Below are 21,982 nucleotides of genomic sequence, written 5' to 3'. Positions count from 1 at the left end.
CCGTGCTTGATCCCCAGGATTTGTACGAATGGGACGCGAAGGGCCTGGCGGTCGTCGACCTGGCCCTGGCGCAGGAGTCGGCCGGGCTCGTCATGCTCTACCACTTCGAGGGTTACATCGACGCGGGCGAGACCGGCGAGCAGATCGTCGAACGGCTGCTCGACACCCTCCCGCACCAGCTCGTGGCCCGTTTCGACCACGACCGGCTCGTGGACTACCGCGCCCGCCGCCCCCTGCTCACCTTCCGGCGCGACCGGTGGACCGCGTACGAGACGCCGTCCATCGAGGTCCGGCTGGTCCAGGACGCCACCGGCGCCCCCTTCCTCGTCCTGTCCGGCCCCGAGCCGGACGTGGAGTGGGAGCGGTTCGCCGCCGCCGTCCGGCAGATCGTCGAGCGGCTCGGGGTGCGCCTCGCGGTGAACTTCCACGGCATCCCCATGGGCGTCCCGCACACCCGGCCCGTCGGACTGACCCCGCACGGCAACCGCACGGACCTCATGCCCGGCCACCGCAGCCCCTTCGACGAGGCGCAGGTGCCCGGCAGCGCCGAGTCGCTGGTCGAGTACCGGCTGACCGAGGCGGGTCACGACACCCTCGGGGTCGCCGCGCACGTCCCGCACTACGTGGCCCGCTCGCCCTATCCGGACGCGGCCCTGACCACGCTGGAGGCCGTCACCGCGGCCACCGGTCTGGTCCTGCCGAGCGTGGCCCACGCGCTGCGGACCGAGGCCCGCCGCACCCAGACCGAGATCGACCGGCAGATCGGCGAGGGCGACGAGGAGCTGGTCGCCCTCGTCCAGGGCCTTGAGCACCAGTACGACGCGGCGGCCGGCGCGGACACCCGCGGCAGCCTGGTCGCCGAACCGGTCGACCTGCCGTCGGCGGACGAGCTGGGGCGCGAGTTCGAGCGCTTCCTCGCGGAGCGGGAGGGCGAGTCCTGACCGGCCGGAAACACGCCCTAGGCTGCCGCTCATGCTGAAGGTGGGCCTGACCGGCGGGATCGGCGCCGGCAAGAGCGAAGTGTCACGGCTGCTCGTCTCGTACGGGGCCGTGCTGATCGACGCGGACCGGATCGCCCGTGAGGTCGTCGAACTGGGGACCCCGGGGCTCGCGGCTGTCGTCGCGGCGTTCGGTGAGGACGTCCTGACCGATGCGGGCACGCTCGACCGGCCGAAGCTGGGCTCCGTCGTGTTCGCCGACGCCGAGCGCCTGGCCACGCTCAACGCCATCGTCCACCCCCTGGTCGGGGCCCGGTCGGCGGAGCTGGAGAGCCACGCGGGCGCCGGGGACGTCGTCGTCCACGACGTGCCGCTGCTCGCCGAGAACGGACTGGCGCCGCTGTACGACCTGGTCGTGGTCGTGGACGCGTCCCCCGAGACCCAGCTGGACCGGCTGGTACGGCTCCGGGGCATGGCCGAGTCCGAGGCGCGCGCCCGGATGGCGGCCCAGGCCACGCGCGCGGCGCGGCTCGCGGTGGCGGACGTGGTGATCGACAACGACGGCCCGCTCGACGCGCTCGCACCGCAGGTGCGGAAGCTGTGGGAGGACCTGGCGGGCCGGGCCGCCGACCGAGCGTAGGGGCCCTCGGCGACGGTGGTCGCGGAATGCGGGTGCCGGGTCCGGTGTTCAACCACCGGATCGAGGGGAAGGATGCCAGGGTGGCCGACAGAAACCCGGAAACGCACGTCATCGACTTCCGTGCCGCGGAACACCTGCTGGCCGCGCGCGACCCCCGTGGCGCGGTCAAGCTGCTGGACTCGGTGATCGCCGCCCACCCCGAGAACACGGCGGCACGTCTGCTGCGTGCCCGCGCGTTCTTCGCCGCCGCGCAGCTGCGTCCCGCGCAACTGGAGTTCGAGCTCGTCCTGGAGCGTGAACCGGACAACGCCTTCGCGCACTTCGCACTCGCCCGGACCTTCGAGCGGTCCGGCCTCACCGACCGGGCCACCCGGCACTTCCGTCTCGCGGCGGCACTCGACCCGAAGCCGGAGTACCTCCGTGCGGCAGGCTTCGACACGGAACAGCAGTAGCCGGGCCCGGACCGGTGTCCGGAACCACGGCGAGCTCCGAGGACGGGACGGCGACGACTGCGGGCGACGGCCGGACACGCCGTCGCGCCCCGGCCCGCAGGGGTCGCCGGGCACCGGTGCGCGACCCGGGCTGGGAGCGGCGGCCGGATGCTCAGCAGCCCGAGCGGCGGCCGGACACCCGGACCGGGTGGCCGCCCGCACCGGACGGGACACGGACCGGGCGCTCAGCGCCCCCCGGTCCCGTCGCCGCGACCCGGTTCGTACGGAGGAACGGTCCGGTCCGGCTGCCAGTGGGCGCCCTGGTGGATGTGCCGCACCACCAGCGTCAGGTCCACCAGGACCACCAGGACCAGCACACCGCAGGCGGCCGCCCAGCCGGGGCTGCCGAGCAGCGCGAACACGGCCGTGCCGAAGACGGCCCACACCAGCCCCCACAGGCCCAGCCAGAACCGCAGGCGCAGCGCGCTGCGCGCGTTCACCGGCTCGTTCCCGCTGCGCATGGCGGCCACCGTCTCCCGTGGAGTCCCCCGGGGGCACTTCCCAGGATGGACCCGGGGGGACGGAAAGGGAACCGGCGGCCGGACCGGGGCGGGCCGTCCCGGGGAGCGTCAGTGGATGATGCGGAAACTGCGCCACGGCAGGGTGCCCGGCGGGGTCAGGTTGCTGCTGCTGGTCGGGACGTAGACGGAGTGCTTGCCACGGCAGTCGCGTGTCGTGTACATCACGAAGTCGACCAGGGTGTCGTTCCTGATGTGGGTCACCCCGCTCGGCGCCAGCCGATGGCAGCCCTTCACCGGAGGACTCGTCACCCGCAGCGACACCTGCCGCTGCGTCTCGTACGAGAGCGTGCCCACGGCCGTACGGCCCAGACCCGAGCACCCCGCCACGGCGAGGGCGAGCAGCACGGCCCCGGTGGCGGTCGTGAGACGCCGGCGACGAACGGACATGGCGGAACCTCTTCTGTCGTGGTCGTTGCGCTGTTCGTCACCCTCGCCGCTCCCGGACCCCCTGTCATCCGGGGCTGGGCCGCCCGGGGGAACGGGCGGGGCGGCCGTTGTCAGACCCCACCCGTAAGGTCGGAGGTCCGGTCGGAAAACCGGTCGGAGATCCGACCCGAGGATCTCCGGCACACCATTGCACCCGTCCGGTGGGAAGGAGCGGAGCCGTGACACAGAGCTGGGTCGGCAGCGCCGCCGTCTTCCTGCCCGCCGCCCTGCCCCGCGAGGGCCGGGTCGCCTTCTGGCGCCCCGACGGCGCTCCCCTGCCCGACCCCGCGGGCGACGGCGCCGAGCGCGTCGAGCTGACCGTCGCCCGGCTGCACGGCAGCGGCACCCGCAGGCGTACGGTGCCCGCGCTGTCCCTCCCCGTCGACGCGGCCCTGCCCCACCTGGTGGCCGCCCGCCACCACCCGGCCGCCCACCCCGCCGCCGCGGGCTGGGGCGCCGCCGCGCTGCACGCCCTGCAGCTGACGGCCCGGGGCCGACTGCTGCCGGGGCTCACCCCGGAGGACCTGGACGCCTGGCGGGCCGGGCCCCTGGACGCCGACGACATCGCCCACCTGCGGGCCGTCGCCGCCGCCCTGCCGTACGAGGCGCACGCCGTGCCCGTCCCCGGTCCGGGACCGCTGAGGCTGCCCGACCCGGAGGCCCTGGTGCGGGCCTTCCTCGACGCGGTCGCCGACACCCTGCCCCGCTCCCCGGCCGCCGCCCACGCCGTCGGGGCCCCGTTCGCGGCCCGCGCTCCCCAGCACCTGCCCCGCGCGCGTGCCTGGGCCGCCGAGGCGGCGGCCGGCATGGACGCGGGCGTCCGCGTCTCGCTCCGCCTCGACCTGTCGGCGTCCGACCTCTTCGACGCGGACGCCGGGACCCCCGAGCCGGACGTGCCGCCCGGTGAGCGGCACGCGGCGGGCGCGCTCCTCCAGGTCCACAGCCTCGCCGACCCCACCCTCGTCATCGACGCCGCCGCCCTGTGGGCCGGGGACGGCGAGCACTTCGGCCCCCGTGCCCGCGTCGACGCCGTCCTCGCCCTGCGCCGGGCGGCCCGGGTCTGGCCCCCGCTCACCCGGCTCCTGGAACGGGAGGTGCCCGACGTCCTCGCCGTCACCGAGGACGAGCTGTACGAACTGCTGGGGCCCGCCGCGGCCCGCCTCGCCGACGCCGGGGTCGCCGTCCACTGGCCGCGCGAACTGGCCCGCTCGCTCAGCGCCTCCGCCGTCGTCCGCCCCGCCCACACGGCACCCGGCTCCGCGACCGACGGCACCTCCTTCTTCGACACCGGGGAACTGCTCCGGTTCAACTGGCAGCTCGCCCTCGACGGCGACCCGCTCACCGAGCGCGAGATGGACCTGCTGGCCGAGGCGCACCGGCCCGTCGTAAGGCTCCGGGACCAGTGGGTCGTCGTCGACCCCGCCCTCGTCCGCAAGGCGCGCAAGCGGGAGCTCGGCCTCCTCGAACCGGTCGACGCCCTCGCCGCCGCCCTCACCGGCAGCGCCGAGGTGGACGGCGAGACCGTGCCCGCCGTGCCGGTCGGCGCGCTCGCCGCGCTCCGGGACCGGCTGCTCGCGGGGCCCGAGGACGTACCGGCCCCGCCCGGCCTGACCGCCACCCTCCGCGACTACCAGCTGCGCGGCCTCGCCTGGCTCGACCTGATGACCTCCCTGGGCCTCGGCGGCTGCCTCGCCGACGACATGGGCCTCGGCAAGACCGTCACCCTCATCGCCCTCCATCTGCGCCGCGCCCGCAGCGCCCCCACCCTCGTCGTCTGCCCCGCCTCCCTGCTGGGCAACTGGCAGCGGGAGGTCGGCAGGTTCGCCCCCGGCGTGCCCGTGCGCCGCTTCCACGGCGCGGAGCGCGACCTCGGAGGCGCCGACGGAGGCATCGTCCTCACCACCTACGGCACCCTGCGCACCAGCGCCGCCGAACTCGCCGCGCGCCCGTGGGGAATGGTCGTCGCCGACGAGGCCCAGCACGTCAAGAACCCGTTCTCGGCGACCGCGCGGGCGCTGCGCGAGATCCCCGCGCCCGCCCGGGTCGCCCTCACCGGCACCCCCGTCGAGAACAACCTCTCCGAACTGTGGGCGCTCCTCGACTGGACCACCCCCGGTCTCCTCGGCTCCCTCAAGGCCTTCCGCTCCCGCCATGCCCGCGCCGTCGAGAACAACGAGGAGATCGAGCACGCCGAGGCCGTCGAGCGGCTCGCCCGGCTCGTCCGCCCCTTTCTGCTGCGCCGCCGCAAGTCCGACCCCGGCATCGTCCCCGAGCTGCCGCCCAAGACGGAGTCCGACCATCCCGTCTCCCTCACCCGGGAGCAGGCCTCGCTGTACGAGGCGGTCGTCCGGGAGACCATGGGGCAGATCGAGGAGGCGGAGGGCATGGCCCGGCGCGGCTTGGTCATGAAGCTGCTGACCTCCCTCAAACAGATCTGCAACCACCCCGCGCAGTACCTCAAGGAGGAGGCGCCGCGCGGCAGCGGCACCGCACGGCTCGCCGGACGCTCCGGGAAGCTCGCGCTGCTCGACGAACTCCTCGACACGATCCTCGCCGAGGACGGATCGGTCCTGGTCTTCACCCAGTACGTGTCGATGGCGAGGCTGCTCGCCGACCATCTGGCCGCGCGCGGCGTCACCGCCCAACTCCTGCACGGCGGCACACCGGTGGCCGAGCGGGAGCGGATGGTCGACCGCTTCCAGGACGGCGAGGTGCCCGTCTTCCTGCTCTCCCTGAAGGCGGCGGGCACCGGTCTCAACCTGACCCGGGCCGGGCATGTGGTGCACTACGACCGCTGGTGGAACCCGGCCGTGGAGGAGCAGGCCACGGACCGCGCCTACCGCATCGGCCAGACCCAGCCGGTGCAGGTCCACCGGCTCATCGCCGAAGGCACCGTCGAGGACCGCATCGCCGAGATGCTGCGCTCCAAGCGGGCCCTCGCCGACGCCGTCCTCGGCACCGGCGAGGCGGCCCTCACCGAACTGACCGACCGTGAGCTGGCCGACCTGGTGTCCCTGAGGAGGGCCTCGTGAACAGCGCACGCGCCGCGCGCGGAGCGGTACCCCGCCACGACGACCGCCGCCGTTCCTTCCCGCAGGTCGCGCCCCGCGAAGCGCCCGACGGCCGGTTCGCCGCCACCTGGTGGGGGAACGCATGGGTCGACGCCCTGGAGGACACCGCCCTCGACCCGGCACGGCTGGCCCGTGGCAAGGCGTACGCCCGCCGGGGCAACGTCGACGCGATCACCGTGACGCCCGGACGGGTCGTCGCGTACGTCCACGGCAGCCGGACCCGCCCCTACCGCACCGAGATCAGGATGCGGACCCTCCGCGACGAGGGCTGGGAACGCTTCCTCGACGAGGCCGCCGCCCGCCCCGAGCACATCGCCGCCCTGCTCGACAAGGACGTGCCGCACGCCCTGGAAGCGGTCACCGGACTGCTGCCCGCGCCGGGCGACCTCCTGCCCGACTGCTCCTGCCCGGACGACGGCTACCCCTGCAAGCACGCCGCCGCCCTCTGCTACCAGGCCGCCCGGCTCCTCGACGAGGACCCGTTCGTCCTCTTCCTGATGCGCGGCCGGGGCGAACAGGAGCTCCTCGCCGAACTCACCCGGCGCAACGCGGCCAGGTCCGCCGCCGAGACCACCGCCGCGGCGCCCGCCATGCCCACCGTCCCGGCCCGCGCCGTGCTCGCCGCGACCAGGCCCGCGCCGCCGCTGCCCCCGCCGCTGCCGGTCCCCGACCGGCCGGGCCGCCCCGCCGTGTTCCCGCCCGACCCGGCCGCCCCCGACCCGCTCTCCCTGGACCTCCTCGCCTCCGAGGCGGCCGTCCGCGCCCACACGTTCCTCAGCACGGGACACGACCCGGTCGCCGCGCTCGGCCCCTGGCAGGACGCCGTCCGGCTGGCCGCCGCGCACCCCGGCTCCGGGCTCACCGCCTCCACCCGGGCGCTCTACCGCGACCTCGCGCAGGCGCTCGGCCGCACCCCGACGGACCTCGCGCGGGCCGTCGCCGCCTGGCGGCAGGGCGGCGCAGCCGGTCTCGCCGTACTGGAGGAGCCCTGGGACCCGCCCGCAGGCCCGTTCGACCGGGCCAGACCGGCGCTGATCGCCGCCGACCTCCCCGCGTTCCGCCCCTGGCGCAACCGGCTCTCCACCCGCTCCCTCCAGCTCCGGCTCGGCCGGGACGGCCTCTGGTACGGATACGAGTCGGACGCCGACCGCGAGGACTGGTGGCCGCGCGGCGCCCCCGATCCGGACCCGGTCGGCACCCTCACCGGCCTCCTCGGCCGCTGACACGACACTCGAACGCCGCTCCACTCGATGGAGTGAAACCCTCCGAAGGGCGGATCCGGCGCATACGTTTGTCGCGTTGATTCCGGTACGGGCATTCGCCCGTGCACAACTCCGGAAGGCAGGAAGCCATGAGGCAGATTCGCCGAAGTGGTCTGGCCACACTGTTGGTCACGGGTGGGGCGCTCGCGCTCTCCGCCGGCGCCGCGCACGCGGACTCCGGCGCACAGGGCGCCGCGGTCGGTTCACCGGGCGTCGGCTCAGGCAACACGGTTCAGCTGCCGGTGCACGTGCCGGTCAACGTCTGCGGGAACACGGTCAGTGTCGTCGGGCTGCTCAACCCGGCCTTCGGCAACACCTGTGCCAACCGCTCCGCCCAGCCCGAGCCCGAGGGCTACGGCTCCGAGGGCGGCGGCCGGACCCACAAGGACCTGCCGGGCACCCCGCGCGGCGGCGAGCAGGCGGGCGGCTCCCACGGCGGCGGCTCCTCCAACGGCGGCGGTGCCACGGCCGAGAGCCACGCCGCCGGGTCCCCCGGCATCATCTCGGGGAACGGCCTCCAGCTGCCCGTCGACCTCCCCGTGAACCTCAGCGGGAACTCGGTCAGCGTGGTCGGGGTGCTCAACCCGGTCTTCGGCAACACCTCGGTCAACGGTCCGGGCAAGCCCCAGCAGCCGATCGAGAAGCCGACCCCGCGCCCGAAGCCCCCCGTCGTGCCGAACGTGCCGGTTCCGCAGACGGAGTCCAAGCCGCCCGCCCCGGCGCCCGCACCCGCGCCGCAGGGCGAGTCCAGCTCCGCCGCGCTGGCCTCCACCGGCTCGGACGCCATGGGCTACGCGGCAGCCGCCAGTGCCGCGCTGCTGCTCGGCGGGGCCCTGCTGTACCGTCGCGCGCGCCGCGCGGGAGACGGGGCCTGAGGTCCCGTCCACGCGGCCCGGCCGACACGGGCTGACGCCCGAGCCGTCAGCCGTGCCCCCGGCCGGGGGCGTGAGCGCCGCCGCGACGCCAGGCCCGGAGCACCGCCTCGATGGCGGGTGCGACCCTCGTCCGGGCCTGGTGCCGAGGAACTCCTCGCATCAGCAGGGTGTCGTACGGCGTGTCCACGTGCCGTACGGAGGCCCGTACCGCGGCGCTGACGGCACCCCGGTCGAGCGAGCGGCCCGCCGCCGTGCGCCCCACCCGTCCACTGCCCTTCGCCGAGGCGTGGACGGCGATCTCCGTGGCCCGGTCCGCCGGGCAGGACGGGAAGAGCCGCAGGATCTCCGTCCGGAGGGTCTCGGTGACCCCGGCGTCGAGCGCGGCGCGGCGCACCGCGTCCCGGGCCCGCCGCCGGGCGCGCGCCTCCGCGTCCGCCAGGCAGGACCGTTCCGCCTCGGCGAGCGCCGTCTCCTCGACGAGCAGGCCCTGCCGTTCGTACCGGGTGCGGCGCCGGTTGTGCCGTACGACGACGGCCCACAGTTCGCTGTTCTCACGGGCCCGGCGGGTGAGCGCCGTGTCGCCCCGCCGCAGGAAGACCAGATGCCCGAGGTCGGCGCAGTGGAGACAGACCGGTGCGTCGAACTCGACGATCATCCGTTCCAGCGGCCCCTGCCCGCACTCCGAGCAGCGGCGGCGCCTGAGCGGCTCGACGACGACCGGCGCTACCAGGTCCACGGGCAGCCCCTCGTCAGCGGACGCCGGGAGCGGCGGCGGTGATGAACCGGGCCAGCGCCTGCTTCGCCCGGTCGGAGCGGTGGGTCCGCTCCTCGAAGCCCACCGCCTCGTGCATGCAGTGGGTCTCCTCGAAGGCCGCCTCGGCCAGACGCCGGGTCTCGGAGTCGTCGCACACCAACTGGACCCGGAAGAGGGCCTGGCGGGCGGCGGTGCGCTGCCGGTAGGAGGCGTACCGGGACTCCTCGGCCTCCTCCGAGCCGGGTTCCTCGGCAGCCCGGAACCAGCGGTCGTTCTGGCTGTGCCGGTAGTCGACGACCGCACCGGCGAAGGCGCTGTAGGTCGCGATCCGCTCCTGCCGGAGCTGCTCGGTACGGGCGAGGGCGGCCGTGCGTTCGGTGGCCCGCCCCTGGAACCAGTGGGTGAAGACAACGCCCAACAAGGTTCCCGCCACGGCTATCAGCGCCACATCCACGACCGGCCGCCCTCCCGTTCTCCTCGGCCTTCCCGACCCCCAGATCATGACAGCCGGAAGGCACGGACGTCACTGCCGGTAGCTGCTGAGGAAACGCCCGATGCGGCTGATCGCGGCGTCGAGGTCGTCGGCGTACGGCAGGGTCAGGATGCGGAAGTGGTCGGGTCGCGGCCAGTTGAAGCCGGTCCCCTGGACGACCTGGATCTTCTCGCGCAGCAGCAGGTCGAGGACGAACCTCTCGTCGTCGTGGATCTTGTGCACGGCGGGGTCGAGGCGCGGGAACGCGTAGAGCGCGCCCTTCGGCTTCACACAGGAGACGCCGGGGATCTCGTTGAGCTTCTCCCAGGCCCGGTCGCGCTGTTCGCGCAGTCTGCCGCCGGGGGCGGTCAGCTCATGGATGGACTGCCGGCCGCCGAGGGCCGCCTGGATGGCGTACTGGGCGGGGGCGTTGGGGCAGAGGCGCATGGAGGCGAGCATGGTCAGACCCTCCAGATAGCTCCGGGCGTGCTGACGCGGACCGGTGACGACCAGCCAGCCGGAGCGGAATCCCGCCACCCGGTAGGTCTTGGAGAGACCGCCGAAGGTGAGGACGACCAGGTCGGGGGCGAGGGAGGCGGCCGGGTGGTGGACGGCCTCGTCGTAGACGATCTGGTCGTAGATCTCGTCGGCGAAGACCATCAGGCCGTGGCGGCGGGCGAGGTCGAGGACGCCTTCGACGATCTCCTTCGGATAGACCGCGCCGGTGGGGTTGTTGGGGTTGATGAGGACGACGGCACGGGTGCGGTCGGTGATCTTCGACGCCATGTCGGCGAGGTCGGGGTTCCAGTCGGACGACTCGTCGCAGAGGTAGTGCACCGCCTTGCCGCCGGCGAGGGTGGTGACCGCCGTCCACAACGGGAAGTCGGGGGCGGGGATCAGGACTTCGTCGCCGTCCTCCAGGAGCGCCTGCACGGCCATGGAGACCAGCTCCGACACGCCGTTCCCGAGGAACACGTCGTCGACGTCGACCTCGGGCAGACCCATGGCCTGATACCGCTGGGCCACGGCCCGGCGGGCGGACAGGATGCCCCGGGAATCGGTGTAGCCGTGGGCCTTGGGGAGCATCCGGATCATGTCCTGGACGATCTCCTCCGGCGCCTCGAAGCCGAAGAGCGCGGGATTGCCGGTGTTGAGGCGCAGGACGCTGTGACCCGCCTCCTCCAGGGCGTTGGCCTGTTCGATGACCGGCCCGCGGATCTCGTAACAGACCTCGTTCAGCTTGCTCGACTGCCGGAACTCCATGTCCGACCTCCCCTGGTCCCCGGAATCAGTGTTGCTTGGTTTTACCAAGTTCGAGCTTGGAAAGTCCAACAACATGTCTAGACTGCGTCGTATGCCACGTCAGCCACGCCGCCGCAGCTACGACCAGCACTGCGCCGCAGCGCGCGCCCTCGACCTCGTCGGCGACCGCTGGACCCTGCTCGTCGTCCGCGAACTCCTCGCAGGGCCGCGCCGCTACACCGACCTCCACGCCGACCTCCCCGGCGTCAGCACCGACATGCTGGCCGGGCGCCTCAAGGACATGGAGTCCGCCGGTCTGGTCACCCGCCGCCGACTGCCCCCGCCCGCCTCGTCCGCCGTCTACGAGCTCACCGCGCGCGGCCGTGGACTCCTGCCCGTCCTGCGCGCGCTCGCCGCCTGGGGGGCGCCGGACCTGGGCGAACCCCGCCCCACCGACGCGGTCCGCGCGCACTGGTACGCGATCCCGCTGCTCGGCGAACTCGCCCGACTGGGCGCGGGGGTCGTCCAGGTGACCCTGGACGAGGGCGAGTTCCACGTACGAGTGGGGGCGGACGGCGGTGCGGCGTACGGGGACGGGGCGGCGGAGGCTCCCGACGCGCGCCTGCGGACGGACACGGAGACCTGCCGGGCCCTCGCGGCCGGTGAACTGACCCTCGCCGAGGCGGTCGTTTCGGGGCGGGCGGTACTGGACGCCCGACCGGAGGCCGTGACGACCCGCTGACCGGCCCCTTTCGCCGCCGCCCGGCCGCCCCGGGAAAATTCGGGAGCGTCCGGATGCGCCGCCTTCCGTAGCGCGACCGAGTCGATGCCTGACGGTTTCCCGACGGGAGGGCGGGCGGCGGGGCGTCGGGGAGGGCGGTGCTAGGACGGCCGACGGGCCGGTGGAACGAACGGAAGGCGATGCGCGCGGTGAGCGGGACACGGTACGAGGCGATCACCTGGGAACGGCTGGCGGGGGCGCTCGCCGGGCACCTCGACGCCTCCGCGGCGGCCCCCGGGCCGGACCGCGACGGCACATGGCTCAGGGTCGGTCTCGACGGGCCGCCCGCCGCACCCGGCGCGGCACTGGCCGGACTGCTCGCCGAGGAACTGCGGGCGCGCGGACGCCCGGTCCATGTCGTCGGGACCTCGGGCTTCCTGCGGCCCGCGTCCCTGCGGTACGAGCACGGGAGGCGCGACCCCGACGCGTACTACGAGGGGTGGACGGACACCGGAGCCCTGTGGCGCGAGGTCATCGGCCCGCTCGACCCCGGCGGCACGGGGCGGGTGCTGCCCGACCTGTGGGACCCGGTGCGGGACCGGGCCACCCGCAGCCCGTACCTGACGCTGCCGCCGGGCGGGGTCCTCGTCCTGCACGGCCCCTTCCTGCTCGGTCACTGGTTCCCCTTCGACCTCAGCGTCCATCTGCGCCTCTCGCCCGGGGCCCTCGCCCGCCGCACCGAGGAGCCCTGGACCCTGCCCGCCTTCGCCCGTTACGAGACGGAGGTCGATCCCACCGCGACCGCCGATGTCGTCGTCCGCACCGACGACCCGCGCCACCCGGCGTGGACGGGCCTGGCGGGGTAGCAGGGCCCGCCGCCCGGACGGACGAACGGATCTCCCGGTACGGGGCGGCGAGTACGGGCCGACGGGCGGGGGCCGATGCGTACGCGTCGGTGCTTACGAGCCGATGGCCATGGGCCCGGGGTCCGCGCGTGCGGGTCGCCCGTCTGTCCGGCCTCGGCGCGGCGCGCTCACCGGGGCGGAGCCCGTACCGTCAGCCGTCGCCCCCCGGCTCCTCCCGCTCCGGGGGTCTGCCGCCCACCACGGTGACCGCCTCGGCCCCCGCCCGGCAGCCCGCCTCCGCGGCCCCCACCGGGTCCGCGCCCGCGAGCCGCGCCGCCAGGAACGCCCCGGTGAACGCGTCCCCCGCCCCCGTCGAGTCCACCGGCCGCACCCCGGGCGCCGCCACGCGCGCGGTGACCACGCCGTCCCGGGCGACCAGGGCTCCGGTCGCCCCGAGGGTGACCACCACCCAGGGGAAACGGCGGCTCAGTTCCTCCGCCGCGCGCTCCGGTGCGGCACGGCCGGTGAGCAGCCGGGCCTCGTCCGCGTTGGGCAGCAGGACCTCGGCGCCCGCCGCGGCCGTCAGGAACCGCTCGGCCCCCGACTCGGCCAGGAACCCCGCCGAGGCCGGGTCCACGCTCACCGGGACCCCGGCCGCCACGGCGTCCCGCAGCGCCCGCAGGGCCGTCGCGCGGCTCGGCGCGGAGAAGTACAGATAGCCGGAGAGGTGCAGCCGGGCCACCCCGTCGAGGAGGCGGGCGGACCAGTCGTCGGGGGAGAGCCGCAGGGCCGCGCCGCTGTCGGTGAGGAAGGTGCGCTCGGCCGACGCGTCCACCAGGGCGATCACGGTGGCCGTCGCCGCCCCGGGGTCGGGGACGAGCAGGGGGCGTACGCCCGCGCGCCGCAGCGCCCGCTCGTGCCAGCCGGTGCTGTCCGGGTCCGCGCCCACCCGGGCCAGCAGCCGTACTTCGCCGCCTCCGGAACGGGCCGCCCAGCAGGCCGCGTTGGCCCCGGCGCCACCCGGCAGGGTCCGTATCTCCGCCGCCGTGTCCGTGGCGGGGGCGAGCGGAGTCCGGTGCAGGGCGACGACGTCCGTGACGACATCGCCGACGACGAGCAGCGCACCCGCCGCCGGGCTCACCGGCCGCCCGAACCGTCCGGGAGGCCCCTTCCGCGCCCGGCGCCCGCGCCGTCGCGGAGCCCCGGGTCGGCCCCAGGGCCTGAGCCGCCGCCAGGGCCTGAGGCACCCCCGGGACCTGAGCTACTCCCGGGCCCTGAGCCGCCATCGGCTCCCGCGCCGCCCCCGCTCCGACGCCCGTCCGCCGTGCCCGGGCCGCCCGGCGGGCTCCCCGCCCCCTTCCCGTACGCCACCGCGATGTCCGCCGCCAGCCGTACGTTCCCCCGGACGGCCGCCAGGTTGGCCTCCAGGGACGCGCCCTCCGTGTGCACCGTCAGGTACTCCAGCAGGAACGGCGTCACCGCCTGGCCCGTGACCCCCTTCTCCTTCGCCGCCGCCAGGCCGCCCGCCAGGACCCGGTCGTGCAGTGCGGGGTCCAGCTGCGCCGCCACCGGGACCGGGTTGGCCACCACCAGGGCTTCCCGGGCGCCGCCGAGCCGGTCCCGCGCCCGTATCACCTCGGCCACCTCCCCGGGACTCCGCAGGGTCCAGTCGACGGGCTCGCCCGAGGACGCCAGGTAGAAGCCCGGGAAGTGCCCGGTGCCGTACCCGACGACCGTCACCCCCAGCGTCTCCAGGCGCTGGAGCGTGGCGGGCACGTCGAGGATCGACTTGACCCCGGCGCACACCACGGTGACGCCGACCCGGGCGAGCAGACGCAGGTCGGCGGACTCGTCCTGGGTCTCGGTCCACCCCCGGTGCACCCCGCCGAGACCACCGGTGGCGAACACCCGTATGCCCGTGGCGTCCGCGAGCCACGCCGTCGCCGAGACGGTCGTCGCGCCGGTCACCCCGGCGGCCAGGGCGGGCGCGAGATCGCGATGGCCCAGCTTGCGCACCGAGGGGTCCTCGGCGATCCGGGCCAGTGCCGGGGGATCCAGACCCACTCTCGCCGTGCCGTCGACCACGGCGATCGTGGCGGGAACGGCACCCCCGGCCCGTACCAGTTCCTCCAGCTCCAGGGCCACGGCCAGGTTGCGCGGGCGCGGCAGACCGTGGGCGATGATCGTCGATTCCAGCGCGACGACGGGACGCCCCTCGCGCAGCGCTTCCCGTACCTCTTCGGACACCTGTGTGGACATGCCCCATTCCTGGCGCGGCCACGGACCCCGCAAACCTCCATGGCGACCTTCTGCCACCCGGCGCCCACCCCTACGGAATCCGTCCCCGGCCACCCGTCCCGCTCCCCTCCGGGACCGGCACGGCCCGCCGGGCACCGCGCCGGAGGGGCCCTGCGGATTTCGTCGTGCCCGGTTCCCTCCGGCATCGCACCTGGTGGGAGGCGAAACGGAGTCATCGCGTCCAGTGGGTCCCGGTCTCGGAGGGGTCCTGGACCCCCGCTACAGTCACCGCCCATGACGACACATGAGCAGCCTTCCTTCGCCGTGCACATCCCCGACGCCGAGCTGGAGGCGGAGCCCCTCGACCCCTCCCAGATCGTCTCCGGCGCGCCCGAGGTGACGGGCAAGGTGCTGTGGGAGTCGGCCGACGGCAAGCAGGTGCGCGGCATCTGGCAGATCACCCCCGGCGTCGTCACCGACACCGAGGCCGACGAGCTGTTCGTGGTGGTCTCCGGACGGGCGACCGTCGCCGTCGAGGGCGGCGAGACCCTGGAGATCGGTCCCGGCGACGCCTGTGTGCTGCGCGAGGGCGACCGGACGACCTGGACCGTCCACGAGACCCTCCGCAAGGCGTACCACATCAGCCTCTGACGGCCCGGGGGTACGGAGGAGCGGCGAGCTGCCGGTCAGGGGCCGGAGAGCGTCCGCCGAAACGCCCGCCGAACGGTCAGCGGTGTCCGCGAAACAACCGCCGGAACAACCCACCGAAACAACCGCCGAAACGGTCGCCGAGCGTCCCCCGGACGTCCCCCGAATGTCCTCCGGACGTCCGCCGGGCCACCGGCGAAAGGCCCTCGGGAGGCCGGTGGGGAACGGTCGGGCACCCCCGGTCTCCTCGCCCGTTCGGAGTCTGGTAGGAAACCTTCCTGTCCGATAGCATCCCGGGCAGCGGCTTGGCGCGGCGACCCGTTCTTCCGGGCGTGACGCGCTCAGTGAGAGCTCTGACCCGGCCGCCGAGCACCACCCGGCCGCGCGGTGCCCCACTCCGACGCCACGTGGTCGGGAGTCCGTGCCCGTACCGTTCGGCACGGGCGGTCCGGCCCGTGCCGCTGGGGCCGAACCGTGCCGTGGTGCGCCGAACCGGTCGTCCAGCTCTCGCCACCCCTCAGGCCAGGGAGCCCAGGTATGCGCCTGTTCGCCTCCGCCCCACCTCGCCGCACCACCACCCCCTCGTCCCTCGTCCTCGCCGCCGTGCTGCTGCTCGTCGGCGGACTCCTCCTCGCCCTCCCGGACCGGGCCGGCGCCGCCGCCGACCCTCTGATCTCCCAGGGCCGTCCGGCCACCGCCTCCTCCGTCGAGAACGGCACCTTCGGACCCGAGAAGGCGTTCGACACCTCCTCCACCACCCGCTGGGCCAGCGCCGAGGGCGTCGACCCGCAGTGGATCCAGGTGGACCTCGGCCCCTCGGCCACCGTCTCCCGCGTCAAGCTCGTCTGGGAGGCCGCGTACGCCAAGGCCTACCGCGTCGAGATCTCCACCGACGGCACCACCTGGACCCGCCTGGCGAACGAGACCGCCGGGAACGGGGCCACCGACGACTGGACCGGACTCACCGGCCAGGGCCGCTACCTGCGTGTGTACGGGACCGCCCGGGGCACCTCGTACGGCTACTCGCTCTACACGGCCGAGGTCTACGGCACCACCGGCACGACCACCCCGCCCACCGGCGCCTTCACGGTCGTCGCCGCCGGTGACATCGCCGCCCAGTGCACCGCCTCCAGCAGCTCCTGCGCCCACCCCAAGACCGCGGCCCTCGCCCAGCGGATCAACCCGTCATTCTATCTGACGATGGGCGACAACCAGTACGACGACGCCCGGATCTCCGACTTCCGCAACTACTACGACAAGAGCTGGGGCGCCTTCAAGGCCAAGACCCGGCCCATCCCCGGCAACCACGAGACCTACGACCCGGCCGGGGCGCTCGCGGGCTACAAGGCGTACTTCGGCTCCATCGCCTACCCGCAGGGCAAGTCGTACTACAGCTACGACCAGGGCAACTGGCACTTCGTCGCCCTGGACTCCAACTCCTTCGACGACGCCGCGCAGATCCAGTGGCTCAAGGACGACCTCGCGCGCAACACCAAGGGCTGCGTCGCCGCCTACTTCCACCACCCGCTGTACTCCTCCGGCGGCCACGGCAACGACCCGGTCTCCAAGCCCGTCTGGCAGATCCTGTACGGGGCCAAGGCCGATCTCGTGCTCAACGGCCACGACCACCACTACGAGCGCTTCGCCCCGCAGGACCCCAACGGGAAGGCCACCGCCGACGGCATGGTCGAGATCGTCGGCGGCATGGGCGGCGCCGAGCCCTACGCCATCGAGACCGTCCAGCCCAACAGCCAGAAGCGGATCAGCGGCCCGTACGGCGTGCTGAAGCTGGACCTCACCGACACCACCTACACCTGGCAGTACGTCGGCACCGACGACCAGGTCAAGGACTCCGCCCCGACCTACACCTGCCACTGATGTACCTGGCGACCACCGGTCGCCCGGACGCGCCGCCCGGCCCCCCGGGGCTCCGGCGGCGCGTCTCCGGCACCGTCCTCGCACTCGGCACCGTCAGCCTCGTCACCGACGTCTCCTCGGAGATGGTGACCGCCGTCCTGCCGCTCTACCTGGTCCTCGGGCTCGGTCTCTCCCCCCTCCAGTTCGGACTGCTCGACGGCCTCTCGAACGGTGCCACCGCCCTCGTACGGCTCCTCGGCGGTGCCACCGCCGACCGGGGCGGGCGCCACAAGACCGTCGGCGGACTCGGCTACGCCCTCTCCGCCGCCTCCCGCCTCGGCCTCCTCCTCGCGGGCGGCGCGACCGGCTGGATCGCCGGAGCCATCGCCGCCGACCGCCTCGGCAAAGGCGTCAGGACCGCCCCGCGCGACGCCCTCATCACCCTGCACAGCGCGCCCGAGGACCTGGGCCGCGCCTTCGGCGCACACCGTGCCATGGACACCACCGGCGCCCTCCTCGGACCGCTGGCCGCCTTCGCCCTGCTGTGGGCCACGGCCGACGCGTACGACGCCGTCTTCGCCGTCAGCTTCTGCGTCGGGGCCTTCGGCGTCCTGCTGTGGCTGCTGCTGGTCCCCGGCCGTACCCGCGCGAAGCCCGCCGTACCGGCCCCCGGCCGCACACGGGGAACTCCCGCCCTCGGCCCTGCCCGCGAAGCACCCGCCGCGCGGGCCGTCCCGGCGGTGCCCCGCGCGCGTGGCGGGCTCTTCGCCGCGATGCGCTCGCCCGGGTACCGGCGGATCGTGCTCTGCGCGGGGCTCCTCGGAGCCGCCACCATCGGCGACTCCTTCCTCTACCTGCTGCTCCAGCGCAGGCTCGACTTCGACGCCACCTGGTTCCCGTTCCTGCCGCTCGGCGCCGCGACCGTCTTCCTGCTGCTCGCCGTCCCCGCCGGACGCCTCGCCGACCGCCTCGGACGGCGCGGCCCCCTCCTGTACGGGCACGGCGCCCTCTTCCTCGCCTACGGACTGCTCCTGACCCCGCTGCCCGACACGGTGGTCCTGCTGGGCGTCCTCGCCCTGCTCGGCCTCTTCTACGCCGCCACCGACGGCGTCCTCATGGCCCTCACCGGCCCCTTCCTGGCCGAGGGACGGCAGGCGGGCGGCCTCGCCCTCGTCCAGACCGCGCAGGCGCTCGCCCGCCTCGGCGCCGCCGTCGCGTTCGGCGCCGTCTGGACCGCGACCGGCCCGGAGACCGCCCTCGTCGTGGCCCTCGTCGCGCTCGCCGCCGCCGTCGGCTGCTCCGCGCGCCTGCTTCCCGAGGGCGCCCCCACGCCCGCCGGGCCCGCCGTCCCCGAGCCCTCCGAGAGGACCGACTGACCCATGCCCGCCCTGACCGGCACCTCCACCCGTACCCGGGTGTGGATCATCGTCCTCGCGCTCCTGCTGCTCGGCGGCGGGGCCACCGCCTACACCCTGCGGGCCGCCTCCGGCCGCGAGGCCGCGGCCACCGGCACCGCCGACCCCGGCTTCACCCTCGACAGCGGCCCCGGCACGCTCCACGTCCGGGACACCGCGACCGGGCGCGTCGCGCGCGTGGACCCGTCCGCGCCCGGCGGCCGGGTGGCGGGCGGCCCGGCCTGCGACCGCTTCCACGCCGCCGGGGGCACCGCCCTCTGCCTCCAGCGCAGGCCCGGCGTCCCGGCCCGCTCGTACGTGATCGTGCTCGATCGGCAGCTGCGCGAGGTGCGCCGGATGGGAATGCCGGGCATCCCCAGCCGGGCCCGGGTCTCCGCCTCGGGGAACATGCTGGCGTGGACGATGTTCGCGACCGGCGACTCGTACGCCCGTTCGTCCTTCTCCACCCGTACCTCGATCCTCGACCTGCGGACCGGATATCTGGTCAAGAACATGGAGCAGATCCCGCTGACCCTCGACGGCAAGCGCTACTACGCCCCCGACGTCAACTACTGGGGTGTCAGCTTCGCCGCCGACGACAACCGGTTCTACGCCACGGTCTCGACCGCCGGGCGCACCCGTCTCGTCGAGGGGGACATGGGGAAGTGGGCGGCGCGGGCCCTCCGCGAGAACGTCGAGTGCCCCTCGCTCTCCCCGGACGGCAGGCTGATCGCCTTCAAGAAGCGGGTCTCCGGCGGACCGCGCGAGCCGTGGCGGCTGTACGTGTACGAGCTGGCCACCGGCCGCGAACACCCGGTCGGCGAGCGGCGCGGCATCGACGACCAGGCGCTGTGGACGGACGGGGAGAACCTGGCGTACGGGTACGGGGGAGAGGTCTGGTCGGTGCCCGCGGACGGTACGGGCGCCCCGCGCCTGCTGGCCCCCGGGGCCTCGTCCCCGACGGTCGCGAGCGGACCGCGCCGGTCCTGAACCCCGGCCCGTGGGCGGGCCGTCGGGGCCGTCCGGGCGTCCGGGCCGTCCGGGCGTCCGGGCCGTCGGGGCCGTCCGGGCGGCTCGGGTGGTCCGGGCCGTCGGGGCGCGGCTCGGGTGGTCCATCCGGTCTTTCGGGGCCGCCCGTCCGCCCGGTCTGTGACCGGTCGAGGACCGGGCGGACGGCCCGTGACCGGTCGGGTCCGTCCGGTCACGGGCCGCGTCCCGTTCAGTCCTTGCGGAACGAGCTCCGGAGCACCAGCGCCGCCATCGGCAGTAGCAGACAGGCGGCGAGGGCGTTCAGCGGCCCGTAGCCCGCCTCGGCGACGATCAGACCAGCCGCGAGACCGCCGACCCCGGCGGCGGTGTTCATGACGAAGTCCGAGAGCCCCTGCACCGCCGCCCGCGCGGCCTGCGGCACCGAGTCCGTGAGCAGCGCGGAGCCGGACACCAGCCCGGCCGACCAGCCGAGCCCGAGGACGAAGAGGCCCAGGGCGGTCCGGCCGTGGCTGGCCCCGGCCGTGCCCGCGATGAGCGCCGCCACGCCGATCAGCCCGACCGCGAGCCCGATCACGGACAGCCGCCCCAGCCGGTCGGACAGCCAGCCCATCAGCGGCGAGAAGGCGTACATGCCCGCGATGTGACCGCTGATCACGAGCCCGACCATCCGGATGTCGGCGCCGTGGTGGGTGAGCGCCACCGGCGTCATCGACATGATCGACACCATGGCGGTGTGCGAGCCCGCGACGGTGACGAGGGCGAGCCTGGCCCGGGGGGACTCCCGGACGGCCCGCATCCCGGCGCGCAGGGAGCGTCCCTCCGGGGCCGCCCCGCCCGGCGTTCCGGCCTCGGCCAGGGCCCGCGCGGTGAGCAGCGGGTCGGGCCGCAGCAGGAAGGACACGACGAGCGCGGCGACCACGAAGACCCCGGCGGCCCAGACGAAGGGGCCCGCGGTGGCGGGGATGCCGAGGCCCGAGACGCTCTCCCCGGCGGGGGCGGCGATGTTGGGGCCGAGCACCGCCCCGATCGTGGTGGCCCAGACGACGGTGGAGATGGCCCGCGCCCTGCGGTCCGGCTCGGCGAGGTCGGCGGCGGCGAACCGGGCCGCGAGGTTCGCCGAGGAACCGGCGCCGAAGCCGACGAGTCCGAGGAGCAGCAGGGCGAAGCTGTCGGCGACCGCGCCGAGCACCGCGACCCCGGCGCCGGCCGCCCCGATCAGATAGGCGAGGACGAGTCCGGCCCGGCGGCCCCGCGAGGCCATCAGAGCGGCGAGCGGCATGGCGAGCAGCGCGGGCCCCGCCACCGTCGCCGTCGACGCCAGACCGGACAGCGCCTCGGAACCGCTGACGTCCCGGGCGAGCACGGCGGCGAGCGCGACACCGATGGCTATGCCGAGGCCCCCGAGTATCTGGGTGGTGATCAGTACGGCCTGGACGCGTCGGCGCAGCGCGGGGAGTTCGGCCGCGCCGACAGGGGCGGGGGGCCGCTCGGACAGGGTGGCGTCAGGGGCGCCGGGGGCATGGGTCACTTACGTGAGTGTGCCAGTCGTCCCATCTGATGGGAATGCCTGTATCCGGCACGGAAGAAGCGCGTCGGGGCACCACCGCCCGCCCGCGCCGGCCGGACGAGCTGGACCCGCGGAACATCGGACGAGCTGGACCCGCGGAACAGCAGCAGCCGCGCGGGGCGGCGCGCACCGGCCCATCCGTGAACCGGCCCACCGGCGCCCCGGCCTCCTCGTCGCGTCCGGCCTTCTCGTTGCGAACCGGCGAACCGGCGAACCGGCGAACCGGCGAACCGACCTGCTCGACGCGCTGACGCACCGGCGCCCCGGACGCCCACGCCGGTGGTCCCCTCCCCGGCCCTCAGAACAGCGGCGCGGGAAGGACGCCCTCCAGGGCGAGCAGCTGCCGCTTGGTCTCCAGACCGCCCCCGAAGCCGCCGAGACCGCCGTCGCTCTCCACCACCCGGTGGCACGGCACGACCACCGGCAGCGGATTGGCGCCCATCGCCACGCCCACCGCCTGCGCCGCTCCCGGCTGCCCCACGCGCCGCGCCAGCTCGCCGTACCCGACGACCGTGCCGTACGGCACGCCGGTCGCCAGCTCGCGCAGCACCCGCCGGTTGAACCCGGCCGTCAGGCTCCAGTCCAGGGGCAGGTCGATCGGGCCGGGCTCGCCCGCGAAGTACCGGTCGAACCGGCGTATCGCCCCGGCGAGCAGCCCCGTGGCGCACTCCACCGGCTCCGCGCCGAGCTGCCCCGCCAGCCGGGCGAGCATCCGCGCGCGCCGCGCCGTGTCGGCGTGGAACTCGACCCGCACCAGTCCCCTCGGGGTGGCGGCGAGGAAGAGCGGTCCGATGTCGCTCGCCATGACCGTCCACTCCGCCGGTACGGCCCGCCCGCCGTCCGTCGCCCCCGCCTCGATGTCCATGCCGCCCACGGTACGGGCCGCCACCGACAGTCCGGCCCGTCACGGGCACTCTCCGGGGGCACTCCGGCCATGAGCGGCCCGCCCGTCCGTGCGGGGGACCGGACCGCCCGGAAGATCACGGAGTGGTCTCGCTCAGGTCTCACGACTGAAAAATCCCCGGTCACA

20 protein-coding genes and 1 pseudogene are annotated in these 21,982 nt (G+C 74.8%); 12 read left to right on the top strand and 9 right to left on the bottom strand.

Annotation, left to right across the window (positions count from 1 at the left end):
• The first annotated feature begins 2 nt into the window (after window positions 1-2).
• The 3 genes from ACIRQY_RS08625 (at window position 3) to ACIRQY_RS08615 (ending at window position 2,030) form a co-directional block, all read left to right on the top strand.
• The gene (locus tag ACIRQY_RS08625; RefSeq protein WP_351779058.1) at window positions 3-941 is read left to right on the top strand and encodes a PAC2 family protein; all 939 of its coding nucleotides are present in this window, start codon (window positions 3-5) and stop codon (window positions 939-941) included.
• Window positions 942-972: 31 nt separating this feature from the next.
• Window positions 973-1,578: a dephospho-CoA kinase gene (gene coaE / locus ACIRQY_RS08620; RefSeq protein WP_403923091.1), complete on the top strand. Its 606-nt coding sequence runs from the start codon at window positions 973-975 to the stop codon at window positions 1,576-1,578.
• Between the two features lie 80 nt (window positions 1,579-1,658).
• The gene (locus tag ACIRQY_RS08615; RefSeq protein ID WP_351779053.1) at window positions 1,659-2,030 is read left to right on the top strand and encodes a tetratricopeptide repeat protein; all 372 of its coding nucleotides are present in this window, start codon (window positions 1,659-1,661) and stop codon (window positions 2,028-2,030) included.
• A gap of 224 nt (window positions 2,031-2,254) precedes the next feature.
• On the opposite strand, the gene ACIRQY_RS08610 is transcribed toward ACIRQY_RS08615, so the two are convergent.
• Together ACIRQY_RS08610 and ACIRQY_RS08605 are read right to left on the bottom strand one after the other, a co-directional pair.
• On the bottom strand, window positions 2,255-2,530 hold the full coding sequence (locus tag ACIRQY_RS08610) for a DUF6343 family protein (RefSeq protein WP_403923089.1): 276 nt from the start codon (window positions 2,528-2,530) through the stop codon (window positions 2,255-2,257).
• A gap of 108 nt (window positions 2,531-2,638) precedes the next feature.
• Window positions 2,639-2,977: a hypothetical protein gene (locus ACIRQY_RS08605; protein WP_403923087.1), complete on the bottom strand. Its 339-nt coding sequence runs from the start codon at window positions 2,975-2,977 to the stop codon at window positions 2,639-2,641.
• Between the two features lie 218 nt (window positions 2,978-3,195).
• Between ACIRQY_RS08605 and ACIRQY_RS08600 the strand changes: the two genes are divergently transcribed.
• From ACIRQY_RS08600 to ACIRQY_RS08590, 3 genes are all read left to right on the top strand, one after another.
• Window positions 3,196-6,048, top strand: coding sequence for a DEAD/DEAH box helicase (locus tag ACIRQY_RS08600; RefSeq protein ID WP_403923085.1), 2,853 nt, complete (start codon window positions 3,196-3,198; stop codon window positions 6,046-6,048).
• Window positions 6,045-7,310: an SWIM zinc finger family protein gene (locus tag ACIRQY_RS08595; protein ID WP_403923083.1), complete on the top strand. Its 1,266-nt coding sequence runs from the start codon at window positions 6,045-6,047 to the stop codon at window positions 7,308-7,310. The genes ACIRQY_RS08600 and ACIRQY_RS08595 overlap by 4 nt, the downstream gene beginning before the upstream one ends.
• A gap of 128 nt (window positions 7,311-7,438) precedes the next feature.
• Window positions 7,439-8,224, top strand: a complete 786-nt coding sequence (locus tag ACIRQY_RS08590; protein ID WP_351779039.1) for a chaplin — start codon at window positions 7,439-7,441, stop codon at window positions 8,222-8,224.
• 46 nt (window positions 8,225-8,270) lie between these two features.
• Here ACIRQY_RS08590 and ACIRQY_RS08585 read toward each other — a convergent pair whose 3' ends face one another.
• The 3 genes from ACIRQY_RS08585 to ACIRQY_RS08575 all read right to left on the bottom strand — a co-directional run bounded on the left by ACIRQY_RS08585 (window position 8,271) and on the right by ACIRQY_RS08575 (window position 10,713).
• Window positions 8,271-8,960 (bottom strand): DUF2293 domain-containing protein, encoded by a 690-nt coding sequence (locus tag ACIRQY_RS08585; RefSeq protein WP_403923081.1) that lies wholly within the window; start codon window positions 8,958-8,960, stop codon window positions 8,271-8,273.
• 13 nt (window positions 8,961-8,973) lie between these two features.
• Window positions 8,974-9,396: a hypothetical protein gene (locus tag ACIRQY_RS08580; RefSeq protein WP_351779034.1), complete on the bottom strand. Its 423-nt coding sequence runs from the start codon at window positions 9,394-9,396 to the stop codon at window positions 8,974-8,976.
• 105 nt (window positions 9,397-9,501) lie between these two features.
• On the bottom strand, window positions 9,502-10,713 hold the full coding sequence (locus ACIRQY_RS08575; RefSeq protein WP_403923079.1) for a pyridoxal phosphate-dependent aminotransferase: 1,212 nt from the start codon (window positions 10,711-10,713) through the stop codon (window positions 9,502-9,504).
• Between the two features lie 91 nt (window positions 10,714-10,804).
• On the opposite strand from ACIRQY_RS08575, the gene ACIRQY_RS08570 reads away from it, so the two are divergent.
• Together ACIRQY_RS08570 and ACIRQY_RS08565 are read left to right on the top strand one after the other, a co-directional pair.
• Window positions 10,805-11,434, top strand: coding sequence for a winged helix-turn-helix transcriptional regulator (locus ACIRQY_RS08570; protein WP_403923077.1), 630 nt, complete (start codon window positions 10,805-10,807; stop codon window positions 11,432-11,434).
• 188 nt (window positions 11,435-11,622) lie between these two features.
• Window positions 11,623-12,279 carry a uridine kinase gene (locus ACIRQY_RS08565; RefSeq protein ID WP_403923075.1) on the top strand — a complete coding sequence of 219 codons (657 nt, stop codon included), beginning with the start codon at window positions 11,623-11,625 and terminating at the stop codon, window positions 12,277-12,279.
• 190 nt (window positions 12,280-12,469) lie between these two features.
• On the opposite strand, the gene ACIRQY_RS08560 is transcribed toward ACIRQY_RS08565, so the two are convergent.
• Entirely contained in the window at window positions 12,470-13,399 is a 930-nt protein-coding gene (locus ACIRQY_RS08560) for a carbohydrate kinase family protein (RefSeq protein ID WP_403923073.1), read from the bottom strand.
• Between the two features lie 221 nt (window positions 13,400-13,620).
• Window positions 13,621-14,517 (bottom strand): annotated as a pseudogene (locus ACIRQY_RS08555) (pseudouridine-5'-phosphate glycosidase); the annotation flags it as partial.
• A 273-nt stretch (window positions 14,518-14,790) separates the two neighbouring features.
• Between ACIRQY_RS08555 and ACIRQY_RS08550 the strand changes: the two are divergent.
• The 4 genes from ACIRQY_RS08550 to ACIRQY_RS08535 all read left to right on the top strand — a co-directional run bounded on the left by ACIRQY_RS08550 (window position 14,791) and on the right by ACIRQY_RS08535 (window position 19,385).
• Window positions 14,791-15,147: a cupin domain-containing protein gene (locus ACIRQY_RS08550; RefSeq protein ID WP_351779017.1), complete on the top strand. Its 357-nt coding sequence runs from the start codon at window positions 14,791-14,793 to the stop codon at window positions 15,145-15,147.
• Window positions 15,148-15,681: 534 nt separating this feature from the next.
• The gene (locus ACIRQY_RS08545) at window positions 15,682-17,022 is read left to right on the top strand and encodes a discoidin domain-containing protein (RefSeq protein WP_403923071.1); all 1,341 of its coding nucleotides are present in this window, start codon (window positions 15,682-15,684) and stop codon (window positions 17,020-17,022) included.
• The gene (locus ACIRQY_RS08540) at window positions 17,022-18,377 is read left to right on the top strand and encodes an MFS transporter (protein ID WP_403923069.1); all 1,356 of its coding nucleotides are present in this window, start codon (window positions 17,022-17,024) and stop codon (window positions 18,375-18,377) included. The genes ACIRQY_RS08545 and ACIRQY_RS08540 overlap by 1 nt, the downstream gene beginning before the upstream one ends.
• Before the next feature lie 3 nt (window positions 18,378-18,380).
• Window positions 18,381-19,385, top strand: coding sequence for a hypothetical protein (locus tag ACIRQY_RS08535; RefSeq protein WP_403923067.1), 1,005 nt, complete (start codon window positions 18,381-18,383; stop codon window positions 19,383-19,385).
• A 229-nt stretch (window positions 19,386-19,614) separates the two neighbouring features.
• On the opposite strand, the gene ACIRQY_RS08530 is transcribed toward ACIRQY_RS08535, so the two are convergent.
• The gene (locus ACIRQY_RS08530) at window positions 19,615-20,913 is read right to left on the bottom strand and encodes an MFS transporter (protein WP_403923065.1); all 1,299 of its coding nucleotides are present in this window, start codon (window positions 20,911-20,913) and stop codon (window positions 19,615-19,617) included.
• Window positions 20,914-21,250: 337 nt separating this feature from the next.
• Window positions 21,251-21,817 (bottom strand): methylated-DNA--[protein]-cysteine S-methyltransferase, encoded by a 567-nt coding sequence (locus tag ACIRQY_RS08525; RefSeq protein WP_403923063.1) that lies wholly within the window; start codon window positions 21,815-21,817, stop codon window positions 21,251-21,253.
• Window positions 21,818-21,982 lie beyond the last annotated feature (165 nt).

The sequence above is a fragment of the Streptomyces sp. NPDC101490 genome (genome assembly GCF_044767145.1).
GTDB lineage: Bacteria > Actinomycetota > Actinomycetes > Streptomycetales > Streptomycetaceae > Streptomyces.
Note: the sequence above shows the minus strand (reverse complement) of the source record. Positions and strands in the feature narration are given on the sequence as shown.